The sequence below is a fragment of the Chloracidobacterium sp. N genome (assembly GCF_018304765.1).
Taxonomy (GTDB): domain Bacteria; phylum Acidobacteriota; class Blastocatellia; order Chloracidobacteriales; family Chloracidobacteriaceae; genus Chloracidobacterium; species Chloracidobacterium aggregatum.
Genome location: NZ_CP072642.1, coordinates 48,776 through 69,204, shown reverse-complemented (window position 1 = coordinate 69,204; position 20,429 = coordinate 48,776). Strand labels below are relative to the sequence as shown.

The 20,429-nt window shown below is 61.9% G+C and carries 15 protein-coding genes; 4 read left to right on the top strand and 11 right to left on the bottom strand.

The genetic code is table 11. The features are described from left to right. Nucleotides 1-50 precede the first annotated feature (50 nt). The 4 genes from J8C05_RS00255 to J8C05_RS00240 all read right to left on the bottom strand — a co-directional run bounded on the left by J8C05_RS00255 (nt 51) and on the right by J8C05_RS00240 (nt 6,292). Entirely contained in the window at nt 51-572 is a 522-nt protein-coding gene (locus J8C05_RS00255) for a hypothetical protein (RefSeq protein WP_211422268.1), read from the bottom strand. Nucleotides 573-1,123: 551 nt separating this feature from the next. Beyond that, nucleotides 1,124-4,030 (bottom strand): POTRA domain-containing protein, encoded by a 2,907-nt coding sequence (locus tag J8C05_RS00250; protein ID WP_211422267.1) that lies wholly within the window; start codon nt 4,028-4,030, stop codon nt 1,124-1,126. A 98-nt stretch (nt 4,031-4,128) separates the two neighbouring features. Further along, a complete protein-coding gene (gene alr, locus J8C05_RS00245; RefSeq protein WP_211422266.1) occupies nt 4,129-5,358 on the bottom strand; it encodes an alanine racemase in 1,230 nt (409 codons plus the stop codon). Next, nucleotides 5,342-6,292: a hypothetical protein gene (locus J8C05_RS00240; RefSeq protein ID WP_211422265.1), complete on the bottom strand. Its 951-nt coding sequence runs from the start codon at nt 6,290-6,292 to the stop codon at nt 5,342-5,344. Before J8C05_RS00240 ends, alr begins: the two co-directional genes overlap by 17 nt. Before the next feature lie 149 nt (nt 6,293-6,441). Here J8C05_RS00240 and J8C05_RS00235 point away from each other — a divergent pair, with 149 nt between their 5' ends. Next, nucleotides 6,442-7,716, top strand: coding sequence for a collagen-like protein (locus tag J8C05_RS00235; protein ID WP_211422264.1), 1,275 nt, complete (start codon nt 6,442-6,444; stop codon nt 7,714-7,716). 110 nt (nt 7,717-7,826) lie between these two features. On the opposite strand, the gene J8C05_RS00230 is transcribed toward J8C05_RS00235, so the two are convergent. The 5 genes from J8C05_RS00230 to J8C05_RS00210 all read right to left on the bottom strand — a co-directional run bounded on the left by J8C05_RS00230 (nt 7,827) and on the right by J8C05_RS00210 (nt 14,446). Continuing rightward, nucleotides 7,827-8,975, bottom strand: coding sequence for a putative CRISPR-associated protein (locus J8C05_RS00230; protein ID WP_211422263.1), 1,149 nt, complete (start codon nt 8,973-8,975; stop codon nt 7,827-7,829). After that, nucleotides 8,972-9,775 carry a hypothetical protein gene (locus J8C05_RS00225; protein WP_211422262.1) on the bottom strand — a complete coding sequence of 268 codons (804 nt, stop codon included), beginning with the start codon at nt 9,773-9,775 and terminating at the stop codon, nt 8,972-8,974. Before J8C05_RS00225 ends, J8C05_RS00230 begins: the two co-directional genes overlap by 4 nt. Further along, entirely contained in the window at nt 9,742-10,635 is an 894-nt protein-coding gene (locus J8C05_RS00220) for a type III-B CRISPR module-associated Cmr3 family protein (RefSeq protein WP_211422261.1), read from the bottom strand. Before J8C05_RS00220 ends, J8C05_RS00225 begins: the two co-directional genes overlap by 34 nt. 8 nt (nt 10,636-10,643) lie before the next feature. Further along, nucleotides 10,644-13,235 (bottom strand): type III-B CRISPR-associated protein Cas10/Cmr2, encoded by a 2,592-nt coding sequence (gene cas10, locus J8C05_RS00215; RefSeq protein WP_211422260.1) that lies wholly within the window; start codon nt 13,233-13,235, stop codon nt 10,644-10,646. A 233-nt stretch (nt 13,236-13,468) separates the two neighbouring features. Beyond that, nucleotides 13,469-14,446: an MDR/zinc-dependent alcohol dehydrogenase-like family protein gene (locus tag J8C05_RS00210; RefSeq protein WP_211422259.1), complete on the bottom strand. Its 978-nt coding sequence runs from the start codon at nt 14,444-14,446 to the stop codon at nt 13,469-13,471. A gap of 105 nt (nt 14,447-14,551) precedes the next feature. Between J8C05_RS00210 and J8C05_RS00205 the strand changes: the two genes are divergently transcribed. Next, nucleotides 14,552-15,502 carry a 2Fe-2S iron-sulfur cluster-binding protein gene (locus J8C05_RS00205; RefSeq protein WP_211422258.1) on the top strand — a complete coding sequence of 317 codons (951 nt, stop codon included), beginning with the start codon at nt 14,552-14,554 and terminating at the stop codon, nt 15,500-15,502. A gap of 135 nt (nt 15,503-15,637) precedes the next feature. Continuing rightward, nucleotides 15,638-16,543 (top strand): class I SAM-dependent methyltransferase, encoded by a 906-nt coding sequence (locus tag J8C05_RS00200; RefSeq protein ID WP_211422257.1) that lies wholly within the window; start codon nt 15,638-15,640, stop codon nt 16,541-16,543. Between the two features lie 62 nt (nt 16,544-16,605). On the opposite strand, the gene J8C05_RS00195 is transcribed toward J8C05_RS00200, so the two are convergent. Continuing rightward, nucleotides 16,606-17,739, bottom strand: coding sequence for a HEAT repeat domain-containing protein (locus J8C05_RS00195; protein ID WP_211422256.1), 1,134 nt, complete (start codon nt 17,737-17,739; stop codon nt 16,606-16,608). Nucleotides 17,740-17,968: 229 nt separating this feature from the next. Here J8C05_RS00195 and recA point away from each other — a divergent pair, with 229 nt between their 5' ends. Beyond that, entirely contained in the window at nt 17,969-19,024 is a 1,056-nt protein-coding gene (gene recA, locus J8C05_RS00190) for a recombinase RecA (protein ID WP_058867829.1), read from the top strand. A 3-nt stretch (nt 19,025-19,027) separates the two neighbouring features. Here recA and J8C05_RS00185 read toward each other — a convergent pair whose 3' ends face one another. Next, nucleotides 19,028-20,404, bottom strand: coding sequence for an FAD-dependent oxidoreductase (locus J8C05_RS00185; RefSeq protein WP_211422255.1), 1,377 nt, complete (start codon nt 20,402-20,404; stop codon nt 19,028-19,030). Nucleotides 20,405-20,429 lie beyond the last annotated feature (25 nt).

The following is a 20,429-nucleotide window of genomic DNA, read 5'->3' as shown; positions in this document are numbered from 1 at the left end:
CCTTCCCTTGACCGAGGGCCTTCCGCCGGCCAGGGGGAGGCGGAGTTCTGTTACCGGTTCATAGCACAATTTGGTTGCAGTTTTTGCTCGCAAATCTTCAGGAAGACCCGCGCCCGGTCGGCAATTTCGCTCTCCAGCACGAAGTCGCTCAACAGAAGCTGAAGGACATCCCGCGCCCGGTCGTAATCGGTTTGTTTGAACGACTCCATGGCCGTGGTGTAGAGGTTCAGGGCCTCACGTTCACGGTTCCGTCGCACGGAACTGGCTGTCGCCGGAGTGGAACTAACCGGCGCTGGTGGGGGCGGAGTCTTTTTGACTTTCCTGGCTTTGCTATCGGCCGAAGCGGCGGCCGGAGAGGGCTTCTCCGCCGTCTTTGGCGCAGTTGCCGGGGTGGTTTTGACGGCTTCCACCGTCTTGGCTTTCACGTCGGCTTTCACAGCAGCCGCCTCTGCGGAAGCAGACGCCTTGGAAGCTTTGGATTCTGCCGTGCGATGGACCGTCTTGCGCGCCGGGGCTGCCGACTGGCTGCGCGCCGACGCTTTCGAGGTCACTTCCCGGACGGCCTTGACCACGGCTTCCACCGCCTGACTGGTGCTGGCTTCTGCGGACCCCGACTCCGGAGTGGCCGTTTCAGCCGGACCAGACCTAGCAGCAGACTTGGCGGCACGCGCCTTGGCCGCACCTTTGGAGGCAACCGGGCCGGCCGCCGGTTGCGCGGGTGGCTGGCTGGCTGGCGATTCCGCCGGAGGAGACGACACAGACGACGTTTTCCGGCGTGTTTTCGGGGTGGCCGTGACCCCGGTCACGGCATTGGACGGTTCAACGGTGGAAGGCGTGGAAGGGGCTGGTTCGGAGGCGCGACGACTTGACCGGGTACGGGCCGCCCGTGTCCGGGAGGGCGTAGCTGGCGGCGTATCTGGGGCTGGGAGCGGCGTACCCGCTGCGAGTTTGCGTGAAGACTTCGGGCCGGAAACAGATAACGCCATTCGCAAGACCTCCCACAGACCGAAAAGATTGTCAAGATAACACTTTGATAGGAGTAACTTTTTATCCGGGCATGGTAACTCAGGCGATTGTCTTCTGTCAAGTAACTTACCAACCACCACAGCCTACCGGCGGCGGCTCAGAACGCCTGACCAAAGGTGACATGCACCTGGAAGTTGGTCAGCCGCCGATTGGGTGTGGCGACAAAAAACGGCGGGTCGATGAGGTAGGCGGCATCCACCCGCAGGGGTCCCAGGGGCGTTTTGATCCGAAAGCCCCCACCCAAACTGTTGGTCAGCGATCCCACACCAATGTCTGAAACACGTGCAAAGACGTTGCCGACATCGTAGAAGACAGCCCCTTCCAGGTTCTGCAGCAGGGGAAAGCGCACTTCCCCGGTGGCGGCTATCAGGGCATTGCCCCCGACCGGCGCATCGGTGACAGGATCGCGCGGGCCGGCCTGCTCAAATCCCAGCCCGCGCAGGGTTGTGGGTCCGCCGGAGAAAAAGCGTTCACTGATCGGGAGCGTCTGGGTGCCGCCATAAGGCTGCGCCAGGCCAACCTGCAGCCTGCCGGCCAGGATGACCGGCGACCGCTCTGTGACACGACGGTAGCCCTGGGCCTGCCCCAGAAACCGCAGAAACCGCTCGGAACCGCCGATGCGCGGAGTGGCCACGGTCAAGTCGGCGGAGACAAAGGAGCCACGGGTGGCATCGAGGGGCACATCCCGCGTGTCACGGACATACGTGGCGGAAAACGTCCCCAGATTGAGGGGCTGATCCGCGCGCTGGAGCGGAGGGTTCGTCACGCGCAGATCGAGTACCCGCACATTCTGTAACCGGTAGCGGAAAATCAGGGCGCTTTGCGCATCAAAACGGACTTCCGACTGAATGAGCGCCACCAGGCGCTGGGCCGTAAAGCTGACCCGCGCCTGCCGTTGAAACAGTCCCGATATGAGAATTGGCGCGGTGACGCCATCCGTCAGGGTGGTGACCCGTGGCAGGTTGAAGCGCGGAAACTGATAGGAAACCTGCGCCAACTGCTCCCGCCGGCTGAGGCGGACAATGAAGCTGCCGACTTCCAGCCGACCGAACATATTGGCATTCGACAGCTCAAAGGAGCCGCGCGGGCCGTCGTTGGTCTGGTAGCCAAACCCGTAGGCCAAGGTGTACGGCTTTGCCTCAATGACATCCAAGGTCACATCCGCCAACGCATCGGCGGGCCCCGTCGCTCGGACATAAGGCGTCTGAAGCAATACCTGCCGAAACGCCCCCGTCGCATAGAGCGCCTGTTCGGCCTGATTCAGCTTGTCGCGCCGCAGGCGTTCTCCCGGCCGGATGGCAAGGAAGCGGCGCAGGGTTTGCTCCGAGGTTCGTCCGCGCGTGCCGATGATGACCCGGTTGACCGTAAAGCGCCGCCCTTCCTCGATTTCATACACGAGGCTTACCTGTGCCGGATCGCCATTGGTTTCTTCGAGTTCCTGCCGAATCCGCACTTCGGCAAACCCTTCGCTGAGGTAAAGCGCCGTGAGGCGCTCCAGGTCGGCGCGTACCCGCGCCTGCGTGACCACCTCGCCAGCTTCCAGTTTCAAGACCTGTTTGAGCCGTTCCGCTTCGAGAAGCTGATTGCCCTCTAGGCGGATGTCAGCCACCTGCGCCTGCGGCCCGGGCTCCACCTGGAACAACACCGTGAGGGCTTCATCGCTCAGCCCGGTGCCAATCCGCCGTTCCACCACCTGGGCCTGCAAATACCCGGCGTTGCGCAGATCGCGCAGAATCACCTCGGCATCCCGCGCCAGGGTGTCTTCGGTGACCAGGCCGCGCGAAGGTGGAATGAGCGATGCCGGGCGGGTCTGGAAGTCGCCGGCAACATCGCGGTACGCCAGGACTTCCGTCCCCACAATACGTACTTCCTGCACCCGGTAGCGGCGATTCGGCTCAATGGTATAGGTCACGATAACCCGGTCTTCATCCACCCGGCGCTGCCGCGACCACTCGACTTCGGCAAAAAAATAGCCCCGCTTTTGCAGGGTGAGGAGCAACTGGCGGGCCCCGTCCTCCAACGTGAAGTCATCGAGACCGCCATCGCGGAGCACTGGCAGGATGCGGCGCTGTTCTTCGCGGCGCAGCTCAAAACCAGTGACATTGACCGTAACGGCCGGACCCGAGGTGACCGTCACCGCCACCGCCACCCGGTTGGTGGCCGGATCATAGGTGATGCGCGGCTCACTGATGCGCGGATCAAGGTAGCCCCGCGCCACGTGCAAAGCGCGGATGCGCTGGAGGTCAGACTGGACAAAGTCTATGGCGTAGGGTGTTCCCACCGGGTGCTGGATGATTTTGGCGTCGAAGTCACCGGGTGGAATTTTCAGGTCCCCGTCAATCTGCCAGGCGCCGATGAGGGCCCGCGGCCCCGGCGTGACGACAAAGGTGACCCGCGCCCGGGCGGCATCATTTGGCGGTGCGACCCGCGCCCGGATGGAAGCCTGGAAATAGCCGCGCTCGCGGTACAGCAGACGCAGGGTTTCTTCACTCTCGCTGAGGACGCGCGCGGTGATTTTGCTCCCCCGTTCCAAGGCCGGCAGCCGTGGCAGGAGTTCTTCCACAGGAAAGATGGTGTCGCCCTCGAAGACGACTTCGGCAACCCGGAGCTGGCGGGTGAGGACAAACCGAACCCACACCCCATCATCACCTTCGGGTGTCGTGAACACCTCGGCGTTGGCGACCCGCCCCGAACGGTGTAACCGCACGAGCGCGGCCCGCAGGCGGGCGGCGGTCAAGGGTTCACCGACCTGCAAACCGACGATTTCCACCAGGGACGGCTCCGGGGTAAACCCTTCTTCAACCTCGATGGTGAGACGGGTGATGGTACGTCCATCCAGGCGCCCGACCGGGGGACGCGGGGGAGCAAGGGCGCCCGAACTCTGTACTGCGGGCAGTACGTTCTGCGCGCCAACTGACAAACCAGCGAGCGCCAACCACACGCCCACAACCAGCCACCGCCGTAGCCACATTTCCAGTGCGGTTGGGTTTGGCTGGTGTCTCATCCCGGCCGGCCCTGTCCCGGTCAGGCGCGAACCGGCTTCTGTTTTTCGTTCCCACGCCAACATCGGGGTGCGATTATGGGTCATGGTTTCCGTGCGCGCTACTCACGGGCCGATGCCGGTGCATCTTCACGCCCGCCCGGCGCGGAAGACATGGCTGCCGCACGATAGCAGCGGGGCACGCGCGCCGTCAGCGCCGTTGTGGCTTCAAGGGCAATACTGCCCATCACGGCTGCGTATTCCTCCGCCGTGATGGTTGTCTCCCCTTGGCTGCCAATGAATGTCGCCACGTTGCCTAAGGCCACATCCGGCACGTCGGTGACATCGAGCATGGTCACATCCATGCTGACCCGCCCGATGATGGGCACTTTCCGGCCACACACCAGGGCCTGACCGCGGTTGGACTGGATGCGGTGCAGTCCGTCGCCGTAACCCAGCGGGACGGTGGCCACCCGCGTGGGACGGCGCGTGACAAAGGTGCAGCCGTAACCAAGCGGTGTGCCGGGCGGAACGGTCTTCAGCCCCAGAATGCGCGCATGGAGCGACAGTACCGGCTGGGTTGGCGGCGGCGGAAACGCCGGAGACAGGGCATCTCCAGCAATGCCGTACAGCAACCCGCCCAGGCGAACCAGGTTGCCCGCCGCCTCCGGCAGGAAAGCGTGCAAACCGGCGCTGTTGGCCAGATGGATGTAGCGCGGCGTCCATCCGGCCGCCCGCGCCTGGTGCACCGCCCGCGTGTGGCGTCGTATCTGGTCGCGTGTGAAATCGGCATGCTCCGGCAGGTCAGCCGAAGCAAAGTGCGTCATCAGGCCATCCAGGCGGAGGTGCGGGCAGGCTTTGAGGCGCTCCAGGACGGCGGCGAACTGGTCAGGCGACAGCCCCAGACGACCAATTCCGGTGTCTATTTCGAGATGGACGGCCACCGTCCGCCCGGCTTGGGAAGCGGCCTGTTCCAGAACCGGCAGGTAGTCCGGGTCAGGCAGCGTTGTGGCCAGATCATAGTGAACAATGGCGGCTTCCTGCCCAAACCAGAAGCCGCCCAGAACGAGAATGGGGCGGGTAATCCCAGCCCGGCGCAGAGCCACGCCCTCTTCCGTTGTGGCCACGCCGAACCAGTCAGCCCGGACAACGTCCTGAAGAAAGGTTGCCACCGGCAGCAGGCCATGGCCGTAGGCATTGGCTTTGACCATGGCCATAACTGGCACGCCAGCGCGCCGCCTGAGCCACCGGTAGTTTTGTAGAAGCCGCGCGAGGTCTATTTCAGCCCAGGCTGAAAGGTGGGGAGACGAGGCATCCGTGATACCCAGCTCCCCTTCATTGCAGCTCGACACGGTCTCCGACAACAGCTTCACGGGTCGTACGGGTCAGCACCCCGACTGCAGTATTGGCCTCCGTACGGACAATCACAATCTCACCCACGAGTGTCCGTGGCAGTTCATTGCGGGGCGTCCGTTCTGCTACCTGCGGGTAGCCCTTCTGTGAAGAAGCCAGCGACGAGTTGTCACGGGTACGGAAACGATCGCTCGAAAAACCATTACTGCGAGACTGTCCAATCTTGTCATCCCGGAAACGGGAAACGGTGTCACTGGCCAGCGGGCGATAGACCGTCAGGTAGTCACCAACCTTGAGGCCGTTGTCGGCTCCAAGGTTGATGTACACCACATCGTTACGCACGAGCTGTTCACGGGAAAGCTGCCCGGCCAGAATCTGCCCCGTTGCCCGCCCGGTCGGAGCGCCGACGACCGAGAGCGGACGGTATGGACGCACGGTTGGAATCGGCCGCCGCTCGTAGGGGATGAGGGCATCCCCCAGGTTGACCGTGCCGGTGCAAATCAGCGTGATTTCGCCAGTCGCCGAGGTATCGCGCACTTCAGTGATGCGGAGGACACCCAGTTCCTGCACGAGTGTCCCCAACTTACGCCGGCGGTCGGCGAGGTCATAAACCGGGCCGATGTTGCGCACAATCTGGTACTCGGCACCGGTTTGCAGGTTCGCATCGCGTCCCCGGTTGATATACACCAGATCGCCCTGCGAAAATTGGCGGACATAGGCTTCCTTTTCACTTCCGACGATTTGCAGGTCTTCCGGCGCAGCTTCCCCGATGTAACCAGCGCACACGCGCATGGCTTCGGACATCACCGAGCGCGGCACCGTGGCTTCGGCTGGATTCTGCGCACGGGCGAGGCCGCTGACGGCCACGACAGCAGTAAGGGCAAGACCGGTCAGGGAGCGGACCGATGCCAGGCGAAGGGAGGTAAGTGACATGTCAGCACCTTCTGTGAAATTTCGGCTCACCAATGGTTGAAAGATAGCGGGACGGTGAACCGATGGACTCGACCTGGAACAAGCACATTAGTTTGTAATGTACGCTACGAGTTAGCAGAAATGACGGCCGGGCGTCAACTGCGGACTCGATGCAGCCACTCATTGAGCGTCGCCACGACCGCTGCCGCCCGGCCGGGGACGGCGCGGCGCGCTCCACACGGAATCCTGGCCTCACCGGCAGCGACAAACTGACGTTCAACAAACACCACAGGTCTTGTGGTAAAAGCATTTTGCCTTTTTCGCAAAGCTGTGCTACACCGCCGCCACATTTTATTCAAGGAGGTTTTGCCATGTGGTCTGCCGGCTTTTGCCTGCGTCACCGTTGGGCGTGGATGGCCCTGGTGCTTTTCGGTACGGCTTTCAACTTTGCTTCCGGGCAAGCGCCCGACAGCGTGCGGCCGTCTCAGGCGTCGCCGGAATCATCTCCGCCGGTCAAGCACATGGCCGTCCTGCGCCGTCAGGCAGAACAGGGGCTACCACCAACGCCAACTGAAGTTGCGGAGTTCTGGAAAACCAGCGGGAGAATGAGTTATCAGGCGGTCAAAGCCCATCAGGCCGTCATCTTTCAAAGGGTCGCGGCTCGCCTTCAGCGAGAGGGGGTGACATCTCGGCCTTTTTTGCTGCTTCAGCAGAATCTCTGGTATCCGGCTCTGCACCAGGAGTTGATGAGAACGTCCCACTTTCGGGCAACGGTGCGGCTGGGTAATCGGATTGGAGGGGTGTATGTCGCTGATACCGTGGTGGCGCCAGAGCGGGTGGAAGTTGACGAAGAGACCGTCATCATCGCACGGTCTGTTGTTGTGGAAGGAAAAACACTCGTCATTCGGATGAACCACCCTGTCTTCCTTTTCCATGCAACACCGATTTGCTTTACCGAGGCGTCCGTCGGGCGCGTCGTGTTTGACACCAGCGGACAGGGGTACCAAGACAGGCCCGCCGAGCAAGCGCAGCAGGGGCGGGACAGCGTTCGACGGGAACAACAGGGTGATGACCGAAGTGGTAGGCCGGGAGATTCTGAACCGGCCAGCAAGCCAGGGAAAACAGGCGATAATGGCCAGGCCGGGGCAGATGGAGACGCTGGTAACTGTACAAATGGTCCGAACGGGAAGCCAGGAGTAAACGGGGCAAAAGGCCAGGATGGCACAGATGGGGTGGGCGGTGGCGACGGAAAGCGAGGTGGTGATGCCACCCAAGAACTTACGTACACAACACCGTGCAATGCGCAGCCCGGCAATGCCTATGTGTTCCGCACCAATGGCGGCGACGGCGGCGGCTGCACCGAGTATTACTGGGCTTTTTATGCTTCGTATGATGGCGGGTTGACCTGGATATTGGTCTCCACGGCCTATGCCGGCTGCTGGTAATCGCGGCGCATGAACCCGTTACAACCTTGCTGTTTCGTTCCGCCGTCCAGTCCCATCGTGCCAGTCCCCTCGTGACTGGGCATCACAGCCAACCACGAACCACCAGCGCGTCAAGTCTGCTGACGACTCAGCCATTCGTTGAGGCTGGCGACAACCGCCGCCTGCTCGCCGGGGGTTTTGGCCGTGCTCTCGACGCGGAATTTGACCGTAAACCGTCCGTCGGAATATATCCCTTCGATGCCCTTCGCGCCGCAGCGAAAGCGCGTGCGCTGGGGCAGGTCGGGGTTGAAGTAGAAGGTTGCACACTGTACGACCTGCTCAACTTCATCCGTCACCTTCTTCATGAAGACTTCCACTTCCGGGTGCTCCCCGGGCCAGCCGGCATCTTTTTCCAGCCGGGGCGGATGCTTTTGCAACGCCTTGGGGGGCAGCACTTGGCTGCGGTCGGTACGGAAGCGTTCGCGAAAGGTCTCGTGAAAAATCTGCCCGACCGGCGACAGCTCCAAGTAGTCCTGCCCGTCAATCGGGACCCGTTCAACCAGGCTCTCGTATGTTTCCTGCCATTCCTCGGCATAGGTGGATGCCGGAACGGGATCGGATGTCCGTTCCAGGTCGTACAGCATGCCGCTGGCACGCATCCACACCTCGAAGTCAAAGGCCACGGGCAGGGGCGGAAAGGCGATGATTTCGCTGAAGAGTTCGTGCTTGTAAAACACCGGAATGCCCAGAGCCTGGCCGAGCAGTACGGCAACGGCTATCTGCGCCTTGTAGCCGCCGGTGGCATTGATGGCGCAGGCTGCGGCTGAACGTTCCCGGACGATGCGGCAGACATTCCGCGCCAGGTTGCGCAGCCCTTTGGTACGGAACCGCTTGGGGTCCCCGTCCTGCAAGTCTTCCACTTCGACGGTCTCCACCAGAGCGTGACCCTTGTTCAGGTAGTAATCCTTGAGAATGGCCGCGATGTCGCGTCCCTTGTCCGTGCTGGAGTGAAGAAAAAACAGCCCACAGTCTGCCGGGATGTATTCTTTTTCAACCAGACTGGCAATGGAGTTGATCTCGGCGCCGCACACCCGGTCATCTGCTGGCAAAGCGTGCAGGGCTTGGGCAACCCCCGGCCAGTCGCCGCGCTGGCAGGCCTCGGCCAGCGGCCGGTATTCCGGCTTGATACGGCTGTCGGCCAGGTCTTTCTTCAGGGCTTCCAGGTTGGGCTGAAACAGACTCGTGCCAACGGTACAGATCAGAATGCATGGCTTGTTCACCGACGACCTCCTTTGAGTTGATGGCCAGGGCCCTTTTTCGTCTTGTCCTGGGCTTTCTGGGCGCGTTGTTTTTCTTCCTCAGTCGGCCAACGAAAACTCAGTGAGTCGCCAGCGCTGGCGACGATGAGTTCCACCTCTTCACCGGGCTGCTTGTCGCCTGGCACTTCTTTAGTATTCACAATCGGGCCTTCTCGGCGGCTGTCTAGGTGGCGCGCCTTCCAGCCGCCTTTTTTGGTCTTCTCTTCCAGAAGCATGGCTTTGACTGTGTTTCCAGGGGAAAGCAATGAGGCGGTTGACGCAGATGTGCTCCCCGCTGCCGGACTGGAAGATGCTGGCCTCTGTACCCTTGGTGGTGACAAGCCGGCACGCCGTCTCAGGTCACTTTCAACATCTTTGAGAAACTCTGTCAGGAATTCCCGGCTGGTCTCAAGGTTTGGGAGGTATGCCGATGGAAAAGCCACGATGCGCACCGTCCAGCCCTGCTTGCCATCTTTACGGGGGGCAAGGTGAATGTGCACCGGCGAAGCATGCCGATCTTTGACGGGCGGGCGGGGGGTGAAGCTCCCCTGCACGGGTGGGCCAATCCGGCGGGGCAACCCCAGGGCTTTCTTCTCCAGCTTATGCTTGTACTTTTTGGCAAACGCCTGATAGGCAAACCCCACCTGGTCGAGTACGCTCCAGACATCCGGCCAGGAAAAATCAACTTCAACCGGGCCCAGCTTTTGCGCCAGTTCAATGGCATCCAGGTTAAGTCTGGCTGCCAGGCCTAACTTTTCGCGCAAGCGTTTTGCAAAACACACGGGGTTGTCAGCAGTACCAGCGGCTTCTGCCCTTCTGTGGAAGGGACTTCACGCGGCCAGGCAAAGGGTTCTTTCAGCCGGTGGCACAGCACGTGGCGGCTTTCACCGCCAAAAGCCAGGGTTGTCAACTTGTCCAGCGCGCCCGCTGGCGCGTCGTCCGGCAGGCACACTTCGGCATAGAGAAACACGCCCTGCTTCAGCGCCAGAAAACCACGTCCGTAAATCTGTGACTCCTCACTGACCAGGCGTTCGGGCGAAATGCCGATGCCGATGCGGTAATCCAGTCCGAACAAATCGCCTGCCGGGACAACTTCCGTAGCAGAAACCGGTTTGCCTTCGAGAAAGTGGAACAGCCCGGCGGGCGTCAGATAGCCTTCGACCGGCTCGGTGACGACCGCTTCTTTGAGCCACAGCGGACGCCGTTGCTCTTCCGGCACAGGGTGCCAGCCGGGGAGTTCTTCCTGCAGGGGGGCCAGGGCAAAAAGCTGTTGGCCGCCGGTTTTCCCTTTGGCCCGGTGCAGCGTCGCCGGCGCCGGCACGAGCACTTCGCATGGCGTAGCGGGGTTTTTGTCCCACCGGGCCAGCCAGGGGCCACGTACGGCCAACGCACCGATCCAGTGCGCCTCCGCGCTGCAAGCTTCGCGTACGGCTTCGGCAAACGGCTTTCCTTCTTCCAGCGCGTGCCGTAACCGGCCGAAGTCGCAGCCGGCAGCCTGCATGAGCGCCGTGCAGATGGCTCCGGCCAGGGTTTGCGGGAGCGGCAAACCGCTGAGCATCTGCTCGGTGCCGTCCATGAAGGGCCGCCCGTCGCGGAAAAAAAGCACATCAAGTGCTTCCAGGCACAAGCCGACGGTCTTCATCGCTCCCTTCACTCCTTTCCTCCCCGCGCCATAAACGACGCCGTATGGCAGAGCGTGAGAAAATGCCTGAGCGCCTCTCCGACCGAAGCAAAACGCGGGCGGCTCCCTGAAGCGACCTTTGCATTCGTGAAGGCCTCAAAATCCGCAACGAGCGCATCAGGCGGGAGAATTGGCTTTTCCGCCCGCCCCAACTGCCGCCGTATCTCGGCCTGGATGGCTTCCCTGGGAAGGGCGGCCAGGGTATGCCGCCCGGCGTACAGGTGATAGGCCCACCGATCCGAAGCCCCGGCAAGAAACGCCTGTTTCCACTTCGTCACCACCGGGACAAAGCCCCACGGACAGATGGCTGTTGTGTGCTCGCCCGACCGGCGGCGGACGGTTATGGCCAGGGCATCGCGGCCGGCATCCTTGGCCTGCTCTTCGGCGCGGCGTGCATCCTGCAATGCCAGCCGGAGATCGTCCTTGGCGTGAACAAGCACCAGCCCGCCCGACAGCGTGGCCCGCGAACCCATCAGCAGGTAGCTGTCTTCTCCATACCAGTTGGCTGTGTAGGCGGCTTGCAGTTCATGGGCGCAGTCCAGGGCGGTGCTGAGCGGCAGCAGCGCCAGGGTGTCATCGCCGCCGGAATAAATGACCGTTCCGCAATGCTTGGCAACGACCTGTGGGACGACGTGCAGGGCAAAGTTGGCCAGCGCCGTGCTGATGGCGGCATGCAGCGCCGGGCCGACCGGGCGTTTGGCTTCCAGCCCGGCTCGCTGGTGCAGATTTTCGTAGTAGGTGACAAGTTCAGGGTGCATCACCTCCCGCACCGGCGGCGACTTTTCACCCCGCAGCCAGCCGCCAAGCTCATCGCCGTCAAGCTTGAGAATGGCGTAGTACACCGGCGGCTGGCCGTGTTCTTTTTTGGCCGATGCGATGATTTTCCAAAGTTCCGCCGGGCAGGAATCGGCGTCTTCGGGATTCTCGTCCGGTCGGGACCAGTACAGCCAGTTGCCGTTCCAGGGCTTTCTCCAGTCCCGCCGCCAGTCAATTCCGGCCTGCCGCAACCAGTCAGCAGCCGCGACAGTCCAGGTATCCGGGAAACGCAGATCGTCGGTTGAAAGCTTCAGTTCCTCTTTCAGAAAGGCCGGCGCGGCAAATCGCTTGACCAGCCCGATGGCGCACAAGCCTTCGCCCGGCCGCAGACGAACGCCCTCGATACTCAGGCCAGGCTCTGACGCCGAAAGCGCATTCCAGAACTGCCTTGACGCGCCGAGTTCGTCCGGCCCCATCTGCTCGAACGTTCCCAGCAACGTACACTTCTGCGGGAAGCGCTCACCATTCTGAACCGGTGGATTGGGCGGGACATGGCGAACAGTGCGGTGAGCGGCCAGCGACCGCTGCGCCAGCTCGACCTGATGCTGCCAGCGCCCGGCGTGTTCCTGGTTGTAGCCCGGTTGTTCACTCTTGGGAATGGCACGGGCAAGCTGACGGACGGCCGCCGCGTTGGGAAAGGCTTCCTCGAAGGAAGCCGTGCCGGCAAGCAGGCGGGCAAGGGTTTGGTCAATGTCTTGGGCAGAGCCGCCCAGCGGCAGCACAGCCGTCGCCACGTTGAAGTAGTTGTTGATTTGTGCGTCCCAGCGCTTGTCCCACCCTTGGCAGGCGTTGCCCAAAGGTTGCTGGAGAACGGCGCGGACGGCATCCGCCAGTTTCTTGATGGCATCGTCGGCAGCCTGGCGGCAGCGTTTGGCTAACTTTTGGGCAGCCGTACCGTCTTTGCCCCACGGCACAAGGGCCGGAAACCGGTGTGGCAGCGAGGGCGTCATCCGCAGTTCGGTTGGCGGCAGGGACACTTGCCCGTGCAGTCCTTGTGTGTTGTGCAGCCACAAATCCACCAGCGGAATACCGCGCAGGGAAGGGTAGATGAGCGCTGTCGGGCCGAGGTCTTCAAGAATGGGCTTCATCGCCTGAAACGCCAGCCACGACAGGATCATGCTGCCTGACCACAGATCGCGTACGGTTCGCGCCGCCTCGATAAACCGCTGGACAGGCCCCAGCGCAAAGGCCAGCAGGGCTTCTCCGCCGCCAGCGTCAAGGGCTGCCCGAAAAGCGGCGGCCGTGTCGGCGTGATGCCAGATGGTATGGTCTGGCGTCCGCGTGTCCGCCGGAAGCAAGGCGAAGCACGGGTGAACGTTCGTCGCCAGTGCCTCCGGCCAACACCGCCAGATGGCCAGCAGGCGTATGCGGTATTCGTTCGCAGGCAAACCGCCGACGATAGCCTGAAGCTGCTGTTGCTCAGCCTGCGTCAAGGCGTCATCCAGCGGCGGCACATCGAGGTGTTTTGAGGCGGCCGACAGCGGATGGAAGATACGCAGTTGGCTGTTTTTCGGCGCAACGGCCCGCTCGCCCTCTCTTCCGGCTGTTGGCATGGGAAGGCGTTCAACCGCTGAAGCCAGCGGATCGGCCGTTGTAGCAGCTTCTTCGAGGCGGCGGCTTTCCTCTTCGCCGACCACAATGGCGGCATACCGGCGGGCGCGGTCAACGTGTCCGCGAATGGCGAGTGCCTTGTCAGGCGGGTCGTGCAGGTAGGTAAGCAGAATCTTTTCCCAGTTGGCAGCCAAGGGTGTTACCTCCCGCAGTCCGGCCATAGCCAAGCGGGGTCCGTATCAAGCCCTTCCCAAGGGCCTTGGCACGGCAAGCGTGCCTGGCAGCTACGGCGTCCCAGAGTGTTTTGCAAGTGGTTGTACTTTCTCTGTTTTACTCTGCCAGCCAGCAACACTTCAACAGAAACCATAAGGAGTGAACCTCTGGCAGGCATATTGCGCAGACAGAGCTTGACGTCGGCCGGAAACCGTTACCGTGGTGTGCCTTCTGGCAGATAGCACCGGAGCAACACCTTGAGCACGCCCGGCGTGGTCGCGTGCTCGAAAGCGCGCAGCCCGTCGTCCAGGTCATAGACCGCCTCGACGAGCGCCTGTGGGCTGACCTTGCGTGCGGCGAGCAGTGCCAGCGCGGTTGGCATATCGCCACAGCGCGACCCGACCAGCGTCACTTCCGGGACGACAACCGCCGCCGGGGGGAGCATCCAGGGTGTCGCGGATGTGGACTTGAGCACGACCGTTCCACGGGGGCGTACCAGTCGCAGGGCCTCGGCCAAACCGGTGGCGCGCCCGGAGGTTTCCACAACGACCTCGAACCGGCGGTTTGCCGACCGAAGTTCATCCGCGTGGCGGGTTGCGATGCCGGCCCCGGCCGCAACCGCCAGCTTGCGTGCGTGACGGCCGATGAGTGTCACGGCAATCCCATGCGCATGCAGCACCTGGGCAATGAGCTGTCCAAGCTTGCCGTCACCCAAAACGGCCACTGACTGCCCTGGCCGGCAGGAAACCTGCTCCAGGATGCGGCAGGCGGCGGCCAACGGCTCGGCAAAGACGGCGTCCAGATCACTGACGGTATCGGGCACGGCGTAGAGGTTGCGCAGTGGCAGCGCCAGGTATTCGGCAAAAGCGCCGTCGCGCTGGCGGATGCCGATGACGGTGCGTTGCGCGCAGTGGTGTCTGTCGCCGGCTTGACAGGCTTCACACGTGCCGCAGGCCACGTTGATGTCTCCGACGACCCGCCGCCCGATCCAGGCAGCATCGGGGGCCGCAGCCACGACGCCGACAAATTCGTGTCCAAGTGTGCCGGAAAAGCCGGTGTAGCCCCGTACGATGGCGGCATCCGTCGCACAGATACCGGCATAAGTCACCCGGATGACCGCTTCTTCGGGCATGTCCGGCCGGGGGATTTCGGCAAGCTGTAATTGTCCGTTGACCAAACGCAGCGCCTTCACCGGCCACACCTCGCACAGTGGACAGTCTGATGAACGCCCGACTATGATGCCCGATTTCGCGCCATGCGCGCATAAGGGACAACCTCAGACGTGCAGGTATTCACCATGCCAGATACTGCCAGTCAGTTTATTGAGTTTCTGCGCCGCCACGACGACGAAGCCTGGGCGGCGATTGTTGCCAGCCTTCTGCCCGATGTGCATCCCGTTGACCAGAACGCGCTCCGGGTGTGGTTTGCTTTTTACCCGGTCAAGCTGTTTCGCATGCTGACCGAAGATGAAGCGCGCGCCCGGCAGGACTGCCTGCTCAACGGACGCTACCGCCTCGCCGACCATATCCACACCTCGCACTGGTTTTTCTATGGGCACCGTTTCTGGCCGAAAGTCCAGAAAGCCATGTTGACCGACCTCCGCACCCCGCCCCGGACAACGCTGGAAAACTACATTCGCCAGGCGGCGCGGCGCACCGGACTCGATCCGGGACTGGCACTGGGCATTACGGCGGTGGCTTACGCCACCCTGCAACAGGTCGGCGAGGAAGCCTTCTCGACGCCCCCGCCGCCAATGGATGTGCCGCCGCTGGAGCCGGAGTTGATTGTTGCCGAGCGTCGGCGGCCGGAGCCACGTACCCTGTGGGACATGCTCCTGCGCAGTGAAATCAACCAGACCTACACGATTCGCTTTGATGAACAGAACCCGGCAGCGAAGTTTCAGGCCATCTCCGGCCAGCCGCTGACCATGGCCGCCGGACAGATGCCCAATGCGGCGTCGTACAAGGAAAAGGACCCACGCTGTGTCGCGGGACCGATTCCTACGGAATGCCAGACCGGGGCCTGTGGCACGTGCTGGATTGGTGTACTGAGCGGCGCTGAAAACCTCAGTGCGATTACGCCCTTTGAAGTCACGCGCCTGAAAAAAATCGGCTATCCGTACGATGGGACAGCGCACCCGGTCATCCGCCTGGCGTGCAAGACGGTCTGTGAAGGCAAGGCTTCGATTGTCATTCCACCGTGGAATGGCGTTCTGGCCAACTGGGACCACCCACCGGTTCGGGGCTAGCCTTGGTAGCCGTGTATTCCACGGATACATACCTGGGGGTACACACCTGGGGGTACGCGCCTGGACAGCGGCGGAACAGGAATTTTGGCCGGTCCAGTCCACGCAGCCTAACGCTCGTCCCTGAAAGCAAAGGTCATGAAGCAAGCAATCAAGGCTTTCATCAAGAGGCTCCCATTCATCAGAGACCTCATTCAACAGGTGAAAAACCAGGGGGCCTTTCCGGCGGGACACTACTATTCTCCCATTCCTTCAAAAGAGGAGGTTCTTCACTATGTACAGACAAGAGGTACACCAAAGAATGAACTGCCCGGTATTAATCTCAATGAGGATGAGCAGCTTGAGTTGCTCAAAGAATACATAAGTTTTTATCCAGACATATCCTTCCCGGAAGAGCAAAAGTCAACTCACAGATACTATTACAACAATCAATGGTTCAGTTACTCTGATGCTATTTTTCTCCACTGCTTTCTAAGAAGATACACACCAAAGAGAATCATCGAGGTCGGTTGCGGATTTTCATCCGCCTTGATACTGGACACAATTGAAAAATTCTCTTTCTACAAGCCCGAAGTTACTTTCATTGAGCCGTACCCTGATAGACTCTTAAGCTTACTCAGAGAAGGTGATATAGAACGATTCAGGTTAATTGAAAAAAAGGTTCAGTCAGTTCAGCCTGATGTTTTCAGAGCACTTGAGTCAGGCGACCTCTTGTTCATTGACTCGAGCCATGTTGTAAAGTGCGGAAGTGATTTGCAGTTTCTCATTTTTGAAGTTTTGCCGTATCTTAAACCTGGAGTTTTTGTTCACTTCCACGATATTGCCTATCCGTTTGAATACCCTTCTGAATGGCTGCTTGAAGGCCGATACTGGAATGAAAATTACTTCCTGCGAGCATTCCTGTCATACAACTCAGAGTGGAGTATCCATTTTTTCACTACCTATGTTTACTTTAGGTTCGGCGACCTGATTAGGGAGAAAATGCCTTTGTGTACCAAGAACCCAGGCGGCAGCTTGTATATTCAGCGTGAGCAAAGAGCCTGACGAGACAGTTTCCGTATTTCAGCCTGAAACCTGTGGTACCCCGACGCACGTAAGCAGCCCGTCTATGCGCCCAGTGCCAGCCGTTGGCGCAGGCTCGGTACCGGCTCCTGCTCGGCGTAGGCTTCCAGCGCCGCCTGCACTGCCGGTTGCCCCAGAAATGGACGAAGCGCCTGAACTGACAACCGGCGGATGTACCCACGGCGGCAGGTCAACCCGCGCAGTACCAGCGGCTCGACAGCCCGTTCATCCCCCAGCACGGCCAAGGCCCGCGCCGCATGAAACGCCAGGTCCTCATCCTCCGCCGCCAGCAGGGGATGCACCACCTCGCGCATGTCCCGGCCAAGCCGGCCCAGGGCAATCGCCGTGTAGTGGCGCAATCCCTCGCCAATCTCACCCGCATAAAGGGCTTCGAGCGCCGGCACACTCGCCGCGTCACCCAACTCGCCCAGAGCAAAGACGATTTCAGCGCGTGACAGCGCCACCCGCCGTTCCGCCGTCAGAAGCTGCTCCAACGGCTCGCGTACATCGGCTTCACCCAGCAGTGCCAGCGCGTGCAGGCACATTTCATGCACCTGCTCGTTGAGCTGCCCAAAATCATCACCGATGCGAATATCCCGCAGGGACTTCAAAGCCGGAACCGCCTCCGGCAGACCGAGCCGCCCCAGCGCAACAGCGCAGGCAAAACGCACCCCCGGCCGCCAGTCCGTCAGGCAGTGGGTCAAAGGTTCGCAGGCCCGCGCGTCATTCATATCGCCCAGCGTCAAAGCCGCATCTTCGCGCAGGAAAGACTGCTGCTCACCCAGCCGCAGATCGCCCAGCGTGGCCACCAGCGGCTCGAAGGCGCGTACGTCGCCGTAGTCCCCCAGGGCAATGGCCAGCGCCCCCCGGACGTGGGGCAACAGCCCGGTGTCCGCCTCCAGCCAGGCCGCCGCTTCATCGGCCGCCTGCTGCCGCTGGGCATCCGGCGCACCTTCGTTACACAGCACCGTCATGAGCCGTTGTGCCCGGTCACGGGCCTCATTTTCCTGAGCGGCTGCCTCCGCCCCAAAATCGCCCAGCCGGGTTTTGTAGGGACAGGCCGCCACAAACGGACAGTTGACACAGGACAAGTACATTGCCAGCGCCGGGCACAACCCACGGGTCTGCTCACTGGGACGCGCCGCCATGGACACAAAGGGATTACCGGGAGCCGCCATCGGGAGACCTCCTGAAACCTGCGATCACCAACCCCAACATCTGAAAAACCCAAAAACCTGAACCCAGGCCCGCCAACCGCCGGACCGGAAGCACCAAACCCCTGCGTGCGCCACCGGGCGAAGGACATCCTTACGGCCTGCTCTTTTCAATCTAGTGCCGGGCAGGTAAGGTTCAAAGTCCATTTCCGGTCTTCCTTTCCAACTTTCCTTTGCAAAGCGAGAGCCACCCATGACGGACACACGACAGGAACGCAACAAAGCCATTGATGCCGCCATCGCCAGCCTTGAAAAGCAGTTTGGCAAGGGTGTCGTGATGCGCCTGGGCGAGCGGCAGGCCATCGAGGTGCCGGCCATTTCCACGACCTGCCTGAGCCTCGATGCGGCCATCGGCATTGGCGGTGTGCCCCGGGGGCGGATCGTCGAAATCTACGGGCCGGAATCCGGTGGCAAAACGACGCTGGCCCTGCACGTCGCCGCCGAAGCCCAGCGCACCGGCGGACAGGTGGCCTTCATTGATGCCGAACACGCGCTCGATCCGGGCTATGCCGCCAAACTCGGCGTGGATATTGAAAACCTCTTTGTCTCGCAGCCGGATAGTGGCGAGCAGGCGCTGGAAATTGCGGAAGCCCTCGTCCGCTCGGCAGCGTTCGATCTCGTGGTCGTGGACTCCGTGGCGGCACTCGTTCCCAAAGCCGAACTCGATGGCGACATGGGCGACTCCCTGCCGGGCCTCCAGGCGCGGCTGATGTCCCAGGCCCTGCGCAAGCTGACCGCCGTCGCCAACCGCACGAACACCTGCCTGATTTTCATCAACCAGATTCGGGAAAAAATCGGCGTGATGTGGGGCTCGCCGGAAACGACGACCGGCGGCCGGGCGCTCAAGTTCTACGCCTCGGTACGGATTGACATCCGCCGCACGGCCTCGATCAAGGACGGCGAGGAAGTCATCGGCAGCCGCACCAAAGCCAAAATTGCCAAAAACAAACTGGCCCCGCCGTTCAAGGAAGTCGAATTCGACATCATCTACGGCAAGGGCATTTCCCGTGAAGGCGACCTGCTCGATCTCGGCGTGGAGCACAAGCTCGTCGAGAAAAGCGGCGCCTGGTTTTCCATCAAAGGCGGCGAACGCCTAGGACAGGGGCGCGAAAATGCCAAGCAGGCGCTGGCCGCCAATCCGGCGTTGCGCGAGCAGCTTGAACGGGAACTGCGCGCCATTCTCATGCCCAACCGCGTTGCGGCAACCGCGCCGGAAGCCACGGCCAAAGCCAAGGGGGCTTCCGAGTAACCTTCACGCTGCGGCTGCCCGACCAGTCTGCACATAGGCCAGCATGGCCTTGGCCGCCAGCCGGCCGCTGGCCACGGCACCTTCCATGCTGTCAAAGAAGCGGTGTCCACGGGTAAAGCCGCCCGCCAGAAAGAAGTTGGGCACCGGCGAAGCCTGCGTGGGACGGTATCGCTCCAGCCCCGGCTTGGGGTGATAGACCGACTGGGGAATCCGCACCACGGAGGACTTCACGATGTTGAGGCGCGGCGCGACTGTCGGGTAGTACGATTTCATCCGCTCCCACACGGCCGCCACGACTTCGGCATCGCTCAAGGCCATCAGTTCGCGCGCCGGCGCCACCACGGCTTCAAGCAGGGTGTTGCCGCTGGCCGGGGCATAGCGCGGCGTCGTCAGGCGCATGTCGGCATAGACCGGCGTCAGTCCCGCGCCGCCAAAGAGCAGGTTGTCCCGTTCGGTCAGGCGTCCGTCGAGCCAAAGCTGGACATTCATCACCGGCACGCCGACGAAATGCCGCAGGTGATCGAAGTACGGATACTGCGCCCGCCAGGCGGCCGGAATGAGCCGGTTCATCTGATGTACCGGCAGGGCGCACAGATACGCATCGCCCGTGTGCAGCGTCCCGTCCACCACGAAACCACGGACGTGCCCGGTGGCGTCCAGCTCAATCCGCGTGACCTTGCGCCCGGTGTGAACGTGCCCGCCAGCACGCGTAATCGCCTGAACCAGCGGCTGCACAAGGCACTCCTCCGGCGAACCTTCGAGGAAGGCGACCTGAAAGCCATCGTCACGGCGGAGAAACAGCCGAAACACGTTCAGGACGACCTGTGCCGAAAGCTCTTCCGGTGGCAGGAACTTCAGTGCCAGCGTCTGCGGCAGAAGCATCCCACCCAGCAGGTTGTTCCCCACCCCTTGCTGCCGATGCCAGTCGGCATAGCTGAGTTCATCCTGGGCGTCGGCATAGCGGCTGTCCCCAAACAGAACCGGCAGCAGGGCGCGTCCGTAGGCGAGTTTTTCGCCCAGCGAAAACTGACTGGCCGTGACGAGATTCGGCAGCAGGTGGAGCGGAAAGGGCAAACCACGCCAGGAAACGATGTCGTAAGTGACGCCTTCCGGCAGGGTGAAATGGCACACCGGTGCTTTCCACCGGAGATAGCTATCGGCTCCGACGGCGCGCATGAGCTTGAACAACTCTTCGTAGCAGCCGAAAAAAACGTGCAACCCGGACTCAATCCAGTCACCGTCGGCATCTTTCCAGGACGACACTTTGCCGCCCAGCACCGGGCGCGACTCGAAGAGTTCGACCTGGCAGCCGGCCTCAACCATATCGTAAGCGGCCGCGAGACCGGCCAGACCGCCGCCCGCAATGACGATTTTTTTCATGTCTTCAGCAGGGGGGAATGAGGTG